The organism is Mycobacterium sp. MAC_080597_8934, from assembly GCF_000523975.1.
Classification (GTDB): domain Bacteria; phylum Actinomycetota; class Actinomycetes; order Mycobacteriales; family Mycobacteriaceae; genus Mycobacterium; species Mycobacterium avium.
This window is the reverse complement of the sequence record NZ_JAOS01000029.1, coordinates 226167-241485: the sequence shown is the minus strand read 5'-3', so window position 1 is coordinate 241485 and position 15319 is coordinate 226167. Positions and strand designations below refer to the sequence as shown.

At 68.9% G+C, this 15319-nt stretch carries 14 protein-coding genes; 10 read left to right on the top strand and 4 right to left on the bottom strand.

The genetic code is table 11. From position 1 onward, the window contains the following. Positions 1-6 precede the first annotated feature (6 nt). Complete coding sequence (locus tag NF20_RS18125; protein WP_003873055.1) at positions 7-771, top strand: enoyl-CoA hydratase/isomerase family protein; 765 nt, start codon at positions 7-9, stop codon at positions 769-771. Positions 772-776: 5 nt separating this feature from the next. On the opposite strand, the gene NF20_RS18120 is transcribed toward NF20_RS18125, so the two are convergent. Next, on the bottom strand, positions 777-1628 hold the full coding sequence (locus NF20_RS18120) for a proline iminopeptidase-family hydrolase (protein WP_033711015.1): 852 nt from the start codon (positions 1626-1628) through the stop codon (positions 777-779). A gap of 125 nt (positions 1629-1753) precedes the next feature. Between NF20_RS18120 and NF20_RS18115 the strand changes: the two genes are divergently transcribed. From NF20_RS18115 to NF20_RS18100, 4 genes are all read left to right on the top strand, one after another. Next, positions 1754-2272 carry a phenolic acid decarboxylase gene (locus NF20_RS18115; RefSeq protein ID WP_033711017.1) on the top strand — a complete coding sequence of 173 codons (519 nt, stop codon included), beginning with the start codon at positions 1754-1756 and terminating at the stop codon, positions 2270-2272. 119 nt (positions 2273-2391) lie between these two features. After that, positions 2392-3531, top strand: coding sequence for a thiolase family protein (locus NF20_RS18110; RefSeq protein ID WP_003873052.1), 1140 nt, complete (start codon positions 2392-2394; stop codon positions 3529-3531). 7 nt (positions 3532-3538) lie between these two features. Further along, positions 3539-4426, top strand: coding sequence for a methylmalonyl Co-A mutase-associated GTPase MeaB (meaB, locus tag NF20_RS18105; protein ID WP_009974990.1), 888 nt, complete (start codon positions 3539-3541; stop codon positions 4424-4426). A gap of 133 nt (positions 4427-4559) precedes the next feature. After that, a complete protein-coding gene (locus tag NF20_RS18100; protein WP_033711019.1) occupies positions 4560-5453 on the top strand; it encodes a thiamine pyrophosphate-dependent enzyme in 894 nt (297 codons plus the stop codon). Here the strand turns inward: NF20_RS18100 and NF20_RS18095 are convergent. After that, a complete protein-coding gene (locus tag NF20_RS18095; protein WP_003873049.1) occupies positions 5446-6099 on the bottom strand; it encodes a response regulator in 654 nt (217 codons plus the stop codon). The two genes, NF20_RS18100 and NF20_RS18095, sit on opposite strands and share 8 nt — an antisense overlap. 113 nt (positions 6100-6212) lie before the next feature. Between NF20_RS18095 and NF20_RS18090 the strand changes: the two genes are divergently transcribed. Continuing rightward, on the top strand, positions 6213-7433 hold the full coding sequence (locus NF20_RS18090; RefSeq protein WP_033711021.1) for a sensor histidine kinase: 1221 nt from the start codon (positions 6213-6215) through the stop codon (positions 7431-7433). A gap of 256 nt (positions 7434-7689) precedes the next feature. Here NF20_RS18090 and NF20_RS18085 read toward each other — a convergent pair whose 3' ends face one another. Both NF20_RS18085 and NF20_RS18080 read right to left on the bottom strand, forming a co-directional pair. Further along, complete coding sequence (locus tag NF20_RS18085; RefSeq protein ID WP_023900248.1) at positions 7690-9306, bottom strand: FAD-dependent oxidoreductase; 1617 nt, start codon at positions 9304-9306, stop codon at positions 7690-7692. A 14-nt stretch (positions 9307-9320) separates the two neighbouring features. Then, complete coding sequence (locus tag NF20_RS18080; RefSeq protein ID WP_003877233.1) at positions 9321-9998, bottom strand: IclR family transcriptional regulator; 678 nt, start codon at positions 9996-9998, stop codon at positions 9321-9323. A gap of 125 nt (positions 9999-10123) precedes the next feature. Here NF20_RS18080 and NF20_RS18075 point away from each other — a divergent pair, with 125 nt between their 5' ends. The 4 genes from NF20_RS18075 to NF20_RS18060 are packed head-to-tail and all read left to right on the top strand — an operon-like array spanning position 10124 to position 15318. Then, a complete protein-coding gene (locus tag NF20_RS18075; RefSeq protein WP_003873045.1) occupies positions 10124-10987 on the top strand; it encodes an alpha/beta fold hydrolase in 864 nt (287 codons plus the stop codon). Continuing rightward, positions 10987-12729 (top strand): bifunctional 3-(3-hydroxy-phenyl)propionate/3-hydroxycinnamic acid hydroxylase, encoded by a 1743-nt coding sequence (locus NF20_RS18070; RefSeq protein ID WP_033711023.1) that lies wholly within the window; start codon positions 10987-10989, stop codon positions 12727-12729. Before NF20_RS18075 ends, NF20_RS18070 begins: the two co-directional genes overlap by 1 nt. Then, the gene (locus tag NF20_RS18065) at positions 12677-13594 is read left to right on the top strand and encodes a 3-carboxyethylcatechol 2,3-dioxygenase (protein WP_023900246.1); all 918 of its coding nucleotides are present in this window, start codon (positions 12677-12679) and stop codon (positions 13592-13594) included. The genes NF20_RS18070 and NF20_RS18065 overlap by 53 nt, the downstream gene beginning before the upstream one ends. Next, entirely contained in the window at positions 13591-15318 is a 1728-nt protein-coding gene (locus NF20_RS18060; RefSeq protein WP_023900245.1) for an FAD-binding protein, read from the top strand. The genes NF20_RS18065 and NF20_RS18060 overlap by 4 nt, the downstream gene beginning before the upstream one ends. Position 15319 lies beyond the last annotated feature (1 nt).

The window sequence follows — 15319 nt, the reverse complement described above, 5'->3', positions numbered from 1 at the left end:
TCTGACGTGTACGACATGCCTACCGAAATCGATGTCCGGGCCGACGGTGCGCTGCGCATCATCACGCTGAACCGGCCGGACTCGCTCAACTCGGTCAACGACGACCTGCACGTGGGGCTGGCGCGGCTGTGGCAGCGGTTGACCGATGACCCCACCGCGCGTGCCGCCGTGATCACCGGTGCCGGCCGGGCTTTTTCGGCGGGCGGCGATTTCGGGTATCTCAAGGAGTTGTCCGCCGACGCCGACCTGCGCGCCAAGACCATCCGGGACGGGCGCGAGATCGTGCTGGGCATGGCGCGCTGCCGGATTCCGGTGGTAGCGGCCGTCAATGGCCCCGCGGTAGGGCTGGGCTGCAGCCTGGTGGCGCTGAGCGACATCGTCTACATCGCCGAGAACGCCTACCTGGCCGACCCGCATGTGCAGGTGGGTCTGGTGGCCGCCGACGGTGGGCCGTTGACCTGGCCGCTGCACATCAGCCTGTTGCTGGCCAAGGAGTACGCGCTGACCGGCACCCGGATCAGCGCGCAGCGCGCCGTCGAGCTCGGGTTGGCCAATCACGTGGCCGACGATCCCGTCGCCGAGGCAATCGCCTGCGCCAAAAAGATTTTGGAGCTGCCGCAGCAGGCGGTGGAAAGCACCAAGCGGGTGCTCAACATCCATCTGGAGCGGGCCGTGCTGGCCAGTCTGGACTATGCGTTGTCGGCCGAGAGCCAGTCGTTCGTCACCGAGGATTTCCGGTCGATCGTCACCAAACTGGCGGACAAGAACTGAATCGATCAGTCGTGCAGCCGTAAGAAGTCACGCATCACCGCGTCGAACTTCTCCGGTTCCTCGATGAACGGCATGTGGGCGCTGGACTCGAACAGCTCGAAGCGCGAGCCCGGTATGCGCCGATGCATCTCCCACATGTGCTCCGGCACGCATTCGTCGTAGCGGCCCGCGAGTACCAGTGTGGGCACGGCGATTTCGCCCAGCCGGTCGAAGACGTCCCAGTCCCGCACCGTGCCGACGATGTGAAAGTCGCTGGCGCCGAACATCGTCTCGAAGACCTCGGCGCTCATTTTGCGGAACGCGTCCTCGAGGTCGCGCGGCCAGGGCCGCACCCGGCACAGGTAGGTTTCATTCCAGGTGCGTATCGCGGCCTGGTATTCGGGGTCATGCGTGGTGCCGGCGGCCTCGTGACGGTTGATGGCCGCCTGTGTGGCGGGGTCCAGCTCAGACTTCAAGCGCGCCACCATCTTCGCGAACTGCGGGATGGAGGCAATGCTGTTGGAGATGGTGAGGCTGGCGGCGCCGGCCGGAGCCGCGTCCAGAACGTACTGCTGGGCTAGCATCCCGCCCCAGGAATTTCCGAACAGATGGAAGCGGTCCAGCCGCAGGGCGCGCACCACGGCATCCACCTCGGCCACCGAGCGTTCCATGGTCCAAAGGCCGGGGTTCGGTGGGCATTTGGAGTTGCCGCAGCCGAGCTGATCCCAGAAGATGACCTCGCGGTCGGTGGCCAACCGCCGCAGCGACCGCAGGTAGTCGTGCGGTAGACCCGGCCCGCCGTGGATGACGAGCAGCGGAAGCCTGGCGCCGCCGCCGGTGCGCTGGAACCACACCTGGCCACCGGGGACCGCGACCATTCCCTCAGTCATCCACCCACCATCCCAAATCGGACCGATTCCCGCAGCTCCCGGGGGAGTGCGGTTCTGGCAAGATCTCCCCTGAGCGCGGCCCGCGCGGCCGGACCGAGATGGGAGGCACGACCATGACCAGCGTCGCGAACCCGATTCCCCCGCAAGACTTCTCGGGGATCGCCGGACACCGCTTCATCTACACCTACGCCAACGGTTGGCAGTACGAAATGTATGTCAAGAACGCCACCACCATCGACTACCGCATCCACTCGGGGCATGTCGGCGGGCGCTGGGTCAAAGGCCAGGAGGTCAACCTCGTCCAGCTCGACGACGACAGTTACAAGATCTCGTGGACCGAGCCCACCGGCACCTGCGTCGCGGTCAACGTCCTGCCGTCCAAACGCCGCATTCACGGCGTCATCTTCTTCCCGCAGTGGATTCGCCAGCATGGCGAGCGCACGGTCTGCTTCCAGAACGAACACCTCGACGAGATGCGGGCCTACCGCGACCGCGGCCCGACCTACCCGATCTACGAAGTCCCCGAGTTCGCCTACATCACCCTGTTCGAATACGTCGGCACCGACGACGAGACCGTCATCGACACCGCTCCCGGCGACCTCCCGCGGGGATGGTCCGACCGCACCAACTGACCCGCCGGCCGCCACACCGCGCTGGTTGCAACTGACGCTCTCCTGCTGCGAGAATAATATTCTCGTGAGGTGCGGATGGCGCACGGGCGCTGCACCTGCTGGTTGAACTGGAGAAGACTGTGGCTGAAGCCGTCATCGTGTCCGCGCTGCGCACACCCATCGGAACCGCCCGCAAGGGCACCCTGCGCGACACCAGCGCATTCGACCTGGCCCACCACGTCGTCAGCGAAGCGGTGAAAGATATCGACCCGACCCAGGTCGACGACGTGATCCTGGGCGAGGGCCTCTACGGCGGCGGCGTGCTGGCCCGCCACGCGGCCATCACGGCGGGGCTGACCCAGGTGCCCGGCCTGGCCAACAACCGGCACTGCGCGGCGGGTCAGGCGGCCGTACAGAGCGCCGCGGCCAGCGTGCGCGCCGGAATGGACCAACTGGTCATCGCCGGCGGCGTCAACTCGGCTTCCACGTCGCCGCGATCGCGGATGCAGGTCGACGGCGAGTGGGTCGACTGGTTCCCGCCGACCCACCCGGACCGGCCCGACGCCCCGAACATGGACATGTCGATCACCGTCGGCTGGAACGCTGCCGTCAAAGCCGGGGTGAGCCGCGAGGAGATGGACGCCTGGGCGCTGCGGTCGCACCGCAACGCCATCGCCGCCATCGACGAGGGCCGCTTCAAAGAGGAGATCGTGCCCATCGACACCCCGCACGGGCTGTTCTCGGTCGACGAACACCCGCGCCGCGACACCAGCATGGAGAAGTTGGCCGCGCTCAAGCCGTTACATCCGGAAATCGAGGGCTTCTCCATCACCGCCGGCAACGCCTGCGGCGCCAACGACGGTGCCGCGGTGCTGACGATCGCCAGCGACCGGCTCGGGCTGCGGCCGTTGGCCACCATCCGGTCCTGGGCGTCGGTCGGGGTCGACCCGGCGATCACCGGCCTGGCGCCGGTGGAGGCGATACCGAAAGCCCTTGGACGCGCTGGGCTTTCGATCTCCGATGTGGACCTTTTCGAGATCAACGAGGCCTTCGCGGCGATGTGTGTGGCCACGGTCAAGCTGCTCGAACTCGACCCGGACAAGGTCAACGTCAGCGGCAGCGGCTGCTCGCTGGGTCATCCCGTGGCGGCGACCGGGGCCCGGATGCTGGTCACCCTGGTGCACGAATTGCGCCGCCGCGGCGGCGGTATCGGCGTCGCGGCGATGTGCGCGGGCGGGGGCATGGGTTCGGCGACGGTGATCGAGGTCGCGGGCGAATAATGCGCACATGACCATCGGAGAGCTGATCGACCGGGCGCGCAACGGATCTCCCCGGGCGGCCGGTCGGCTGCTCAGCCTCGTGGAGGGCGAGCAGCGCGACGAGGTCTTGACGGCGATCGGTCCCGCGCCCCGCGACACGGGCCCGGTGATCGGCATCACCGGACCGCCGGGTGCGGGGAAGTCGACGACGGTGGCCGCCCTGGTCGGCGCCTACCGCCGACGGGGATGCCGGGTGGCGGTGCTGGCGGTGGACCCGTCGTCGCCGTTCAGCGGGGGCGCGCTGCTGGGCGACCGGATCCGAATGGCCGCGCATATCAACGACTCCGACGTGCTGATCCGCTCCGTGGCGACCCGCGGCCATCTCGGCGGCCTGGCCGCCGCGGTTCCGGCGGCCATCCGGCTGTTGGCGGCGATCGGCTACGACGTCGTCCTGCTCGAGACGGTCGGGGTGGGCCAGTCCGAGATCGAGATCGCCGCCGTGGCCGACCCGACCGTCGTCATCCTCAATCCCGGTGCCGGCGACGCGGTCCAGGCCGCCAAGGCGGGGGTGTTGGAGGTCGCCGACATCGTGGCCGTCAACAAGGCGGACCGCGACGGCGCCGAGCAGACGGTCCGGGATCTTCGTGCCGAAACCAGCGCCCCCATCGTGTCGTTGATCGCCGCCCGGGGCGAGGGCATCGAGGACCTGATGGCGGCCATCGAGGACCATCGCCGCACCGACAGCCGCGCCCGTCGACTGGCGCGCGCCCGGGCCCAGATCCTGTCGCTGGCGCAGACCCGGCTGCGCACCCAGCCGGCCCTCGACCGGCTCGCCGAGGCCGTCGTCGACGGCACCCAGGATCCCTACACCGCCGCCGACCGGCTGCTCTCGCCGTCGAGGACCGAGACGGACTGACCGCCGGCCGTGTCCCCCAATCGGGGGAACCGGCATTCATCACGTTTGCGGACCGATCGGCGGAGGCGCGCCGCGGGCCATCCCCCTACCTTGAGGGCCAAGCAAATCGCTTGCGACTCAGGAGGTCCGGCACATGACAGCACCCGAACACGACGACCGGCTGGAGCCCTACCGCCGGATGTGGGTCCTGCGGCTGCTCGACATGGCGCTGGACGAATCAGCCGTCGGCGCCGCGATCGACGACGACGCGCCGGTGGACTTCGGGCAGGAGGCGGTCGCCGTCGGGGCCGTCGCCGCACTTCGACCGGGAGACCTGGTCAACGCGACCACCCCCCGATTCCGGCACGCCCAGCAGATCGGCCTGGGCCTGCCGCTGGGCCCGGCGATCGCGGAGTTGCTCGGAACCACGCGCGGGGGCACCGGCGGATCGCGGAAAAGCGGTGCGGCTGACTGGAAGCAGGCGCTGGCCAACGAAAGCGCGTTGGGGCAATCGACCCTGTTTGCGCTCGGCGACGCCAACGCGCAGCGGATGGCCGGTGACGGCAGGGTCACGCTGTGTGCCATCGCGGGTAGTGACACGCACTCCGTCGAGTTCGCCACGGCCGCAAAGATCGCCGCGTCGTGGCGGTTGCCGGTGGTGTTCGTCGTGCAGAATGTCCGCGGCGGCCCGGATGCCCGGCGGTGCGCCTACCGGTCCGAGACGATGCCCATGGCGTTGGTCGACGGCAGAGACGTTGTGGCCGTGGGTGATTCGGTGGGCCAAGCGGTACGGCGCGCCAGCGCCGGCGACGGGCCAAGCCTGGTCGAGGCGATCACCTACCGGACGAACCACCCCGTCGCCATCGACCCGCTGGTCCTGGCGCGACGGCGGCTGATGGCCGACGGGGTCGACCCCGACCGGCTCGTGGAGGTCGAACGCGGAGCCCGGCATCTGGTGGCCGAGGCGATGGCGTGCGCGAAAGCGCTGGTGCGAGCGCGCCGGTCCGATGCGGTGAGCGCACCCGACCGCTGGTCGGCTGCTAGCTGAGCAGACCTTGGCGCATTGCCTCGGCGACGGCGGCCGCGCGGTCGCTGACCCCCAGCTTCTCGTAGAGGCGTTGCACGTGGGTCTTGACCGTCGACGGCGCCACGTAGAGTTCGCCCGCGATGGCGGGGATGCTTTGACCGCGCGCGATCCGGTGGAGCACCTCGCGCTCGCGCGCGCTCAGCACCGGCCCCGTCGGTTCCGCGCGCTGGCGGATCTCGGCGGCAAGACCGCCGACGAGCGCGGGTGCCACGACGTCGCGGCCCTGCGCGCAGTCGAGCACGGCCTTGACGATCTCGCTGCGCGTCGAGTCCTTCAACACGAACCCGGCCGCACCCTGCTGCAGCGCCTGGTAGACGATCGCCGATTCGTCGTGCGCCGAGATCAGCAACACCCGGGTCGCCAGCCCGTCGGCGCGTACCGCCGCGGCCACCTGGGCGCCGTCCATGCCGGGCATCCGGTAGTCGAGCAGCGCGACGTCGGGCTGGTGCGACTTGATCAATTCCAGTGCCGCAGAACCGTCTTCCGCCTCGCCGACCACGTTCACCGCGCCGCTCGACACCAGCGCGCGCACCACACCTTCGCGAAACAGCGGGTGGTCGTCGGCGACGACCACCCGCACCGTCTCGCGGGTAGCCGGGTCAGCCATGGCCGACAGTGTAGCTCTTTGCCGAACAACGGCGTTCGCCACGATTGGGCGGCCCGATGAGTCGTCTTCTCGTTTGCTTGGGGTCGACCGGCGCGGATGAGTACGGTGATCGGGTGGCGGTAGCCGGGGACGCAGAGCTGGAGCGGGTACGTGCGGTTCACCAAATGCGCTCGTACCGAATCGGCTCGGTGCTGCGGGTCGGCGTGGTGGGCCTGATGGTCGCGGCGATGATCATCGGCACCGCCCGATCCGAGTGGCCGCAGGAAAGCGTGTTGATCCTGCTGTACGGAATCATCGCCCTCGGTGCTGTGGCGCTGGCGTTCGCGCCGTTTCGCCGCTGGATCGGGATCGGCAGATTGGCCGGGGTCGGCCGGCTGGAGCCGTTCGCGTTCACCGTCGTCGACATCCTGGCGTTGACGATCTTTCAGTTGCTGTCCACCAACGGGATCTATCCGCTGCTCATCATGGCCATGCTGCCGGTCCTGCTGGGACTCGACGTCTCCTCCCGCCGGGCGGCCGTGGTGCTGATCTTCTCCATGCTCGGGTTCGCGATTGCCGTGCTGCAAGATCCGGTGATGTCGAGCTCGGTGCGCCTGCCGGAGGCGGGTTTTCGGTTCCTGCTCTACGGCTTTCTCTGTTGTGCCGCCTTCTTGGTGGTGCGCATCGAGGAGCGCCATACCCGCTCGGTGGCCGGGCTCAGCGCGTTGCGGGAGGAATTGCTCGCCCAGACCATGAACGCGTCGGATGTGTCCCAGCGCAGGATCTCGGAGTTCATTCACGACGGGCCGCTGCAAGACATCCTGGCGGTGCGCCAAGAGCTCGTCGAGCTGGATGCGGCCGTGCCCGATGACGAACGTATCGGCCGGGGGCTGGCCGGTCTGCAGCTGGCCTCGGAGCGGTTGCGGCAGGCGACGTTCGAGCTGCATCCCGCGGTGCTCGAACAGGTCGGGCTGGGTGCTGCCGTGCAGCAGCTGGCCGAATTCACCGCGCAGCGGTCCGGGATCGAAATCTCCACCGACATCGACTATCCGGGGCGCAGCGCCATCGACGCGGTGGTGTTCGGCGTGGTGCGCGAGCTGCTGTCCAACGTTGTGCGGCATTCGCGGGCCCGCACCGCGGCGATCATGCTCGGCCGCACCGACGGGACGTGCGTCCTGCACGTCGTCGACGACGGCGTGGGCTTCAACCAGGAGACGGTGGCGCGCCGCTTGGGCGAGGGGCACATCGGGCTGGCCTCGCATCGCGCCCGGGTGGAGGCCGCCGGGGGAGAGCTGGTATTCCTGGATGTTCCGGTGGGCACGCACGTGTGCGTCGAGGTGCCTCTGAGAAACTAACGGCGCCGATCGCTGCTGCGGGTCACATTGGTCACGTGCGCACCAGTTTGGCTGGCATGAAGTGAGTTTGGATTGCGCTAGCACCGGCGCTATCGGTTGCCGCTCACCGCACCGCGATTCCCCGTCGAGCGTGGGGCCTATGGTCGTCCAGCCGGCAGTTTCGGGACGTAAGGCCCACGCTCGGCGCGAAGCGGGGGTGCGAAACCGGGCCCACTCGCTCGGCGCGAAGCGGGGGCGCGAAGCGCCCAAGCCGCCGCTATTGCAAGTCGACCGATTTGCCGGTGGCCGCGGCGTGGCCGGCGCGGTACCCGAAAACCATTGCCGGGCCAAGTGTTCCGCCGGCGCCGCCGTACGCGCGTCCGGTCACCCCGCCCATCGCGTTGCCCGCGGCGAAGAGGCCCCGGATCGGCTCACCGCCCACATGCAGCACGCGCGTGTCGCGATCGGTGCGCGGGCCGCCCTTGGTGCCCATCGCGCCGATGCTCACCGGCACCGCGTAATACGGGGCGGTGTCGATCGGCCCGAGCGTCTTGCCCGCCTGAGTGGTCGCGCTGTCGTCGCCCCAGTAGCCGTCGTAGGCACTGGAGCCGCGGCCGAAGTCGGGGTCGACGCCGGCCGCCACATACCGGTTCCAGTTCTCGACGGTGCGGGCCAGACCGTCGGCGTCGATGCCGGTCTTGGCGGCCAGCTCGGCGAGGTCTGCCGACTCGCAGAACCAGTCCGGAACCGGTTGTCCCGGTTCGACACCCAGGAATCCGTAGCGCTGCAGGTGAACCGAGTCGAACACCATCCACCCGCGGTCGTTGACGTATCCGCCGCGCGGATCCAGGTAGTGGAACGCGCCGGCCATCGAGTTGTAGTCGCACGCCTCGTTGACGAAGCGCCGGCCCGCCGCGTTGACGATGATGCTGCGCGGCCGCGTCCTTTCCAGCCGCACACTGCGGCTGCGCGGCTTGCCGTCGATGGTGTCGCCCGGGATCTGGACGATGGGCACCCACCACGCTTCGCCCATGTTGGCCAGATCCGCGCCGTGCGCCATCGCCATCCGCAGCCCGTCCCCGGTGTTGTTGGGTGGCGAGACCGCGCCATGCATGGGGCCGCGCAGAAACGCCTGCACCAGAACGGTATCCCACTCGAAACCGCCCGTGCCCAGGATGACTCCGCGCCGCGCGCGAACGCCGATGCGGCCATCGGCCGAGGCGATGCGCACCCCGGTGATCTCCCCGTCCTCGGCGACGAGCTCTTCGGCCCGCGCGTTCACCCGCGGCGTCACCCCGAGGTCCAGCAGGCCCTTGAGGAGGCCGGCGATCAGCGCGGTGCCGGCCACGCACAGGTGACCTGTTCGTTCGTCGATCGCGGCGTGCAGCCGCGCCCGGGTCTCGGCGTCGAACCCGACGTTGGACCAGTCGGCAGGGAAAGACGTTATCCGCGTTGCCCATTCGCCCAGTTGGGCAAGGTCGAAGGGCACCGCGCTCAGCGATCGGCCACCCCTGGGCCGTCCTCCCGGGAGCTCGGGCCGGTAGTCGGGGAAGCCGGTCGCGATCTCGAAGTGAAGGCCGCTGTGCGCCTCGATGAAGTCGAGCATCGCCGGGCCGGTGCGCACGAACGTCTCGACCAACTCGTCGTCCATCGAACCGAGGGACTGCGCGCGCAGATACTTCAACGCGTCGGCGGCCGTCAATTCCCCGTCGGGACAACGGTTGTGGGCCGGTATCCACACGATGCCGCCGGACACGGCGGTGGTGCCGCCGACGGTCGGTGCCTTCTCGTAAACCTGCACCGAAGCGCCCGCCACGGCCGCGGTCAGCGCGGCGGTGAGACCGGCGCCGCCACTGCCGAGCACGACGACGTCGACTTCGTGGTCCCATGACATGGACTGCAATCCCTTCAGCTCAACAGCTTTGATAACTGCTCCGCGGCCCGCATGACCGCATCCTTGCCGCGCATCACGACGTCTTCGCGGTGCGAGATGAGGTTGATACAGGTGGGTGGGGACGGCGCCGGGCGGCGCACACCGACGGCCAGGCCGTAGGTGTTCGGTTCGATCTCGCCGTACGTCGTCACCCAACCACGCTCGCGTGCCCGCGACACCAGCTCACGTTCCCCCGGCCGCGGCGGCATGCACGCGAGCAGGGCGATGCCGGCGGCGCCGCGGTCGAGCGGGTACCGGCTGCCTTCGTGAAAGGACAGCTGGTAGGCGACGTGGCTGGGGACGATCACCGCGATCGCCACTTGCTGGTCGCCCTCGGCAACGAGCAGGGACACCGTGGTGCCCAGCTCGTCGGCCAGCGCGCGCAGCGTCGGCAGGCACAGCTGCCGCACGTTGCGGTCGAAGGACGCGCCGAGCACGGCCAGACCGGCCGCGGGGCGGTAGCGGCCGTCCTCGCCCTTGGCCACCAGCCGGAACTCCGCCAACGTCGTCAGCAACCGGTAGGCGATCGTGCGATGCACGCCGACCTGATCGGCAAGCTGCTGCACCGTGAGTCCGGCGGGGGCATCCGCCACCATCTGCAGCGCGGTCAGACCCCTGGCCAGGGTCTGCGAACCGGTCCCAGAACCCGTCACAGCCTTGACAGACCTTCCCGTGAGAGCGAAGCTCTATATATAGCGCACGTCACTGTGCGATATTAGCACACACGTAGGTCGAAAACGAGAACGAGATTTCCCCGATCTGGAGGCCGGACGGAACCGTGGCGGAGTTCGAGAGCATATGGAGTGACCTCCAGGGCGTCGCGTTCGAGCAGGGCTACCTCGATGCCGGCGGCATCCGGACCCGCTACCTGCGCGCCGGCGATCCCGGCAAGCCGGTGCTGGTCCTGTTGCACGGGTCCGGCGGTCACGCCGAGGCGTACGTCCGCAACCTGGCCGCGCACGCCGACCATTTCTGGACCTGGTCGATCGACATGCTGGGCCACGGCTACACCGATAAGCCCGGCCATCCGCTGGAGGTCCGCCACTACGTCGAGCACCTGATGACCGTGCTGCGCACCATCGGTGTCGAGCGCGCCAGCATCAGCGGCGAATCCCTGGGCGGCTGGGTGGCCGCCCGCGCGGCCATCGACCATCCCGACGTGGTAGACCGGCTGGTCCTCAACACCGCCGGCGGGTCGCAGGCAGATCCCGTTGTGATGCAACGGATTATCGCGCTGTCGATGGCCGCCGCCGAAAACCCCACCTGGGAGACGGTGCAAGCGCGGATCAAATGGCTGATGGCCGACAAGTCCCGCGACTACGACGACCTGGTCGCCAGCCGCCAGCGCGTCTACCGCCAACCGGGGTTCGTCGCCGCCATGCGCGACATCATGGCGTTGCAGGACCCCGAGATTCGGGCGCGCAACATTCTGGGCCCGGCCGAATACGGCTCGATCATCGCGCCGACGCTGGTGTTGTGGACGAGCGACGACCCGACCGCCGATGTCAGCGAGGGCCGCCGCATCGCGTCGATGATTCCGGGCGCGCGTTTCGAAGTGATGCCCGGCTGCGGTCATTGGCCGCAGTACGAGGACGCCAAGACGTTCAATCGGCTGCATCTCGATTTCCTGCTGGGCCGCTGATGGTCGCGCCGGGGCCACGGGCAACCGACCACGACACCGACGTCCTGGTGGTGGGTGCGGGTCCGGTCGGCCTGACGCTCGCCAATATCCTTGGCCTGCAAGGCATCCGCACCGTGGTGGTCGAGGAGCGGGACACCCTGATCGACTACCCGCGCGGGGTGGGCCTGGACGACGAGGCGCTGCGCACCTTCCAGTCGATCGGGCTTGTCGAGCGGGTGCTGCCGCACACCGTGCCCAACCAGATCCTGCGGTTCATGGACGCCAAACGCCGGGTGCTCGCCGAAATGGCCCCGCCCGACGCGCGTTTCGGCTGGCCGAAGCGAAACGGATTCGTGCAACCGCTCGTCGACGCCGAACTGCTGGCCGGACTGGACCGGTTCGCGCACGTTCAGGTGCGCTGGGGCAGCCCGATGACGGGCTGCCGGGAAGACGCCGACGGGGTGAACGTCGAACTCGGCGGCGACGGCGGCAATGTCGGCGATGGCGGCGGTGACGGCCACCCCGCCCGGCTGCGCGCCCGCTACGTCGTCGGTTGCGACGGCGGGCGCAGCATGACCCGGCGGGTGATGGGGGTGTCCTTCGACGGCACGACGTCGTCGACGCGGTGGCTGGTGGTCGACATCGCCAACGACCCGCTCGGGCATCCCAACAGTGAGGTCGGCGCCGACCCCGAACGTCCGTACGCCTCGATCTCGATCGCGCACGGAATTCGCCGCTTCGAGTTCATGATTCACGCCGACGAGTCCGACGAACAGGCCGAAGACCCGGAATTCCTGACGCGGATGCTGGCCCGGATGGTGCCGCACCCCGACCGGGTCGACGTGATCCGGCGCCGGGTGTACACCCACCATTCGCGGATCGCCGGCGAGTTCCGCCGAGGCCGGCTGCTGCTGGCCGGCGACGCCGCGCACCTGATGCCGGTCTGGCAGGGACAGGGCTACAACAGCGGGATCCGCGACGCGGCGAACCTGGGCTGGAAGCTCGCCGCGGTGGTGAGCGGGCGGGCCGGCGACAAGCTGCTGGACACCTACGACATGGAGCGCCGCAAGCATGCCCGCGCGATGATCGACCTGTCCACCATAGTGGGCCGGGTCATCTCACCCACCAACCGCCGGGTGGCCGGCGCCCGCGACCTGCTGGTGCGCTCGGCGTCGATCGTGCCGACGCTCAAGCGGTACGTGCTGGAGATGCGGTTCAAGCCCATGCCGCGTTACGAGCACGGCGCCGTCGTGCACGCCAACCCCGGCCGGGCCGACTCCCCGGTGGGCACGCTGTTCATCCAGCCGCGGGTGGACACCCGCGACCAGCAGGACGTGCTGCTCGACGACGTGCTGGGCCCCTGGTTCGCCGTGCTGTGCTGGAACAACAACCCGCGCAAGATCCTCGGCGAGACGGCGTTCGCGAACTGGAAAGCCTTGGGCGCCCGCTTCTTTGCACTGCGTCCGGCCACACAGTTGCACTGGACCGGGCACGACGATCCCGACGTCGTGGTCGTCGGCGACCGGCGCGGTGACCTCAAATCCTGGTTCGACACCCACGCTGAATCGGTGCTGTTCCTGCGTCCCGATCGATGCATCGCCGGCGCCTGCATCGCACAGCGCGCGCCCGACCTGAGCGCGGCGCTGTTCGACGCGCTGACGCTCACGCCGCGAGGAGGTGATCCGCAAAGTGGCACTGGCTCTGTGCTGTATGTCGCACAGCCCGCTCCTGAATCTTCCGGGGCCGTCGCGGGACCTGCTTGACGACATCGACGCCGCCATCGCCCGGGTGCGAGGCTTCGTCGAAGACTACGACCCGCAGCTCGTGGTCATCTTTTCACCGGACCACTACAACGGGTTCTTCTACAAGGTGATGCCGCCCTTCTGCATCGGCACCAGCGCCAGCGGCGTCGGCGATTACGGCACCCACGCCGGACCGCTGGACGTCCCGGAGAAGCTGGCGGTCGACTGCGCGCAAGCCGTCCTCGACGCCGGGGTAGACATCGCCGTGTCAGCCAGCATGGACGTCGACCACGGGACCGTCCAACCGCTGGAAAAGCTGTTCGGCACGGCCATTTCGCGTCCGGTGATACCGGTCTTCGTCAACGCGATCGGAGTGCCGCTGGGGCCGATGCACCGGTGCCGGGCGCTGGGCGCCGCCGTCGGCACCTATGTGGCCACGCTGGACAAGCGGGTGCTGGTGATGGGATCCGGTGGGCTCTCGCACAGTCCGCCGGTACCCACCCTGGCCACCGCACCCGAGCCCGTGCTGCAGCGGATCGTGCACGGCGCGCCGATGACGGCCGAGCAGCGCCAGGCCCGGCAGGCCGCGGTGATCGACGCGGCCAGGAGCTTCGCCGCCGGCGACAGTGCACTGCAGCCGCTCAACCCGACCTGGGATCACCGGTTCCTGGAAATCATCGACCGCGGCTCGCTGAGCGAATTGGACCGCTGGTCGAATTCGTTCGTGACGCACGAGGGCGGCGGCTCCGCGCACGAAATCCGCACCTGGGTGGCCGCATTCGCGGCACTGCAGGCGGCCGGTCCCTACGAGACGACCATGCGCTACTACAAGCCCGCCCCCGAACTGATCGCCGGATTCGCCATCAGAACGGCAAGACCGAAATGACCGATTTCGACCACGTCGTCGACGTACTCATCGTCGGCTCGGGCGGCGGCGGGATGACGGCCGCGCTCACCGCCCAGGCCGCCGGGCTGGATGCGCTGATCGTCGAAAAGTCCTCCCACTTCGGGGGTTCCACCGCGCTGTCCGGAGGCGGCATCTGGGTGCCCGGCGCGCCCGCGCAGCGGCGGGAGGGCTACTCGCCCTCGCCGGAAGGGGTGGTGGAATACCTCAAAAACATCACCGACGGGCTGGTCAGCGAGGCGCGGATACGGCAATACGTCGAGACCGCGCCGCAGATGCTGGCATTCTTGGAAAACCTCTCCGGATGGTTCGAATTCGTCTGGAAGCCCGGATATGCCGACTACTATCCGGAGCTGCCCGGCGGCTCCGAACTCGGCAGCACCATCAACGTGCCACCCATCGACCTGCGCAAGCTCGGGCCCGACGAGCACAAGCTGCTGCAGCCGCTGGCCCTGGCCCCCAAGGGAATCTGGCTGGGCCCCAAGGAGTTACGCACCTTCTACCGGATCCGGCAGTCCTGGGCGGGCAAAGCCGTGCTGCTCAAGCTGATCGCCCGGATGGTCAGGGCGCGGGTGTTCGGCGAGCGGATGGCCGCGATCGGGCAGTCGCTGGCCGCCCGGATGCGGCTGGCGCTGCGCGACCGCGGTGTCCCGCTGTGGCTGGACTCGCCGATGGTGCGGTTGCTCACCGACCCGCAGGGAGCTGTCAGCGGCGCGGTGGTGGAACGCGAAGGCAAGCCGCAGCGCATCGGCGCACGGTTCGGCGTGATCCTGGCCTCCGGTGGCTTCGACCACGACCTCGCCTGGCGCAAGGAGCTGCTGCCCGAGGTGGACCAGGACTGGAGCTTCGGCAACCCGGCCGCGATGGGGGACGGCATCCGGGCCGGCCAAAGCGTGGGCGCCGCAACGGACTTGCTCGATGAGGCGTGGTGGTTCCCGGCCATCCAATGGCCGGACGGGCGCATGCAATTCATGCTCAACGAGCGGATGATGCCGGCGCAGTTCATCGTCAATGGCGCCGGCCGCCGGTTCATCAACGAGGCGGCCCCGTACATGGACTTCGGCCACGCCATGATCGAGGGCCAGCGATCCGGTGTCACCCACATCCCGTGCTGGCTGATCACCGACCACAGGTCGTGGAACCGCTATGTCATCGGCGGGCACCTGCCGCTGCCGAAGATCCCCGGGGCGCCGGTGCCCACCGGCCGCAAGATCCCGCCGGCCTGGCTGGAATCGGGTGTCGTCAAGGCCGCAATGACGTGGGACGAGATGGCGGCGCAGATCGGGGTGCCCGCCGGGGAGCTCGCCGAAACCGCGCGACGGTTCAACGAACTCGCCCGCAAGGGCCACGACGACGATTTCAACCGCGGCGACAGCGTCTACGACAACTACTACGGCGACCCGACCTTGCCCAACCCCAACCTGTATCCGCTGGGCGATCCGCCGTATTACGCCTTCCGAATCGTGCTCGGGGACCTCGGAACCTCGGGCGGCCTGCGCACCGACGAACACGCCCGCGTGCTGCGGGCCGACGACACCGTGGTGCCGGGACTCTACGCGGTGGGTAACACCTCCGCGCCGGTGATGGGCCGCAGCTATGCCGGTGCGGGGGCCACCATCGGCCCCGCCATGACCTTCGGCTACGTCGCGGCGAAACACGTTGCGGCCCAAGTCGCCAACCGAGCCGCTAATACTCATAGGAGGTAGC

What these genes read in the sequence shown, in the direction of transcription:
- NF20_RS18100 (WP_033711019.1), top strand. Translation starts at nt 4,560, where the DNA reads ATGACAGCACCCGAACACGACGACCGGCTGGAGCCCTACCGCCGGATG.
- NF20_RS18065 (WP_023900246.1), top strand. Translation starts at nt 12,677, where the DNA reads ATGTCGCACAGCCCGCTCCTGAATCTTCCGGGGCCGTCGCGGGACCTG.
- NF20_RS18120 (WP_033711015.1), bottom strand. Translation starts at nt 1,628, where the DNA reads ATGGTCGCGGTCCCCGGTGGCCAGGTGTGGTTCCAGCGCACCGGCGGC.
- NF20_RS18060 (WP_023900245.1), top strand. Translation starts at nt 13,591, where the DNA reads ATGACCGATTTCGACCACGTCGTCGACGTACTCATCGTCGGCTCGGGC.
- NF20_RS18085 (WP_023900248.1), bottom strand. Translation starts at nt 9,306, where the DNA reads ATGTCATGGGACCACGAAGTCGACGTCGTCGTGCTCGGCAGTGGCGGC.
- meaB (WP_009974990.1), top strand. Translation starts at nt 3,539, where the DNA reads ATGACCATCGGAGAGCTGATCGACCGGGCGCGCAACGGATCTCCCCGG.
- NF20_RS18095 (WP_003873049.1), bottom strand. Translation starts at nt 6,099, where the DNA reads ATGGCTGACCCGGCTACCCGCGAGACGGTGCGGGTGGTCGTCGCCGAC.
- NF20_RS18115 (WP_033711017.1), top strand. Translation starts at nt 1,754, where the DNA reads ATGACCAGCGTCGCGAACCCGATTCCCCCGCAAGACTTCTCGGGGATC.
- NF20_RS18070 (WP_033711023.1), top strand. Translation starts at nt 10,987, where the DNA reads ATGGTCGCGCCGGGGCCACGGGCAACCGACCACGACACCGACGTCCTG.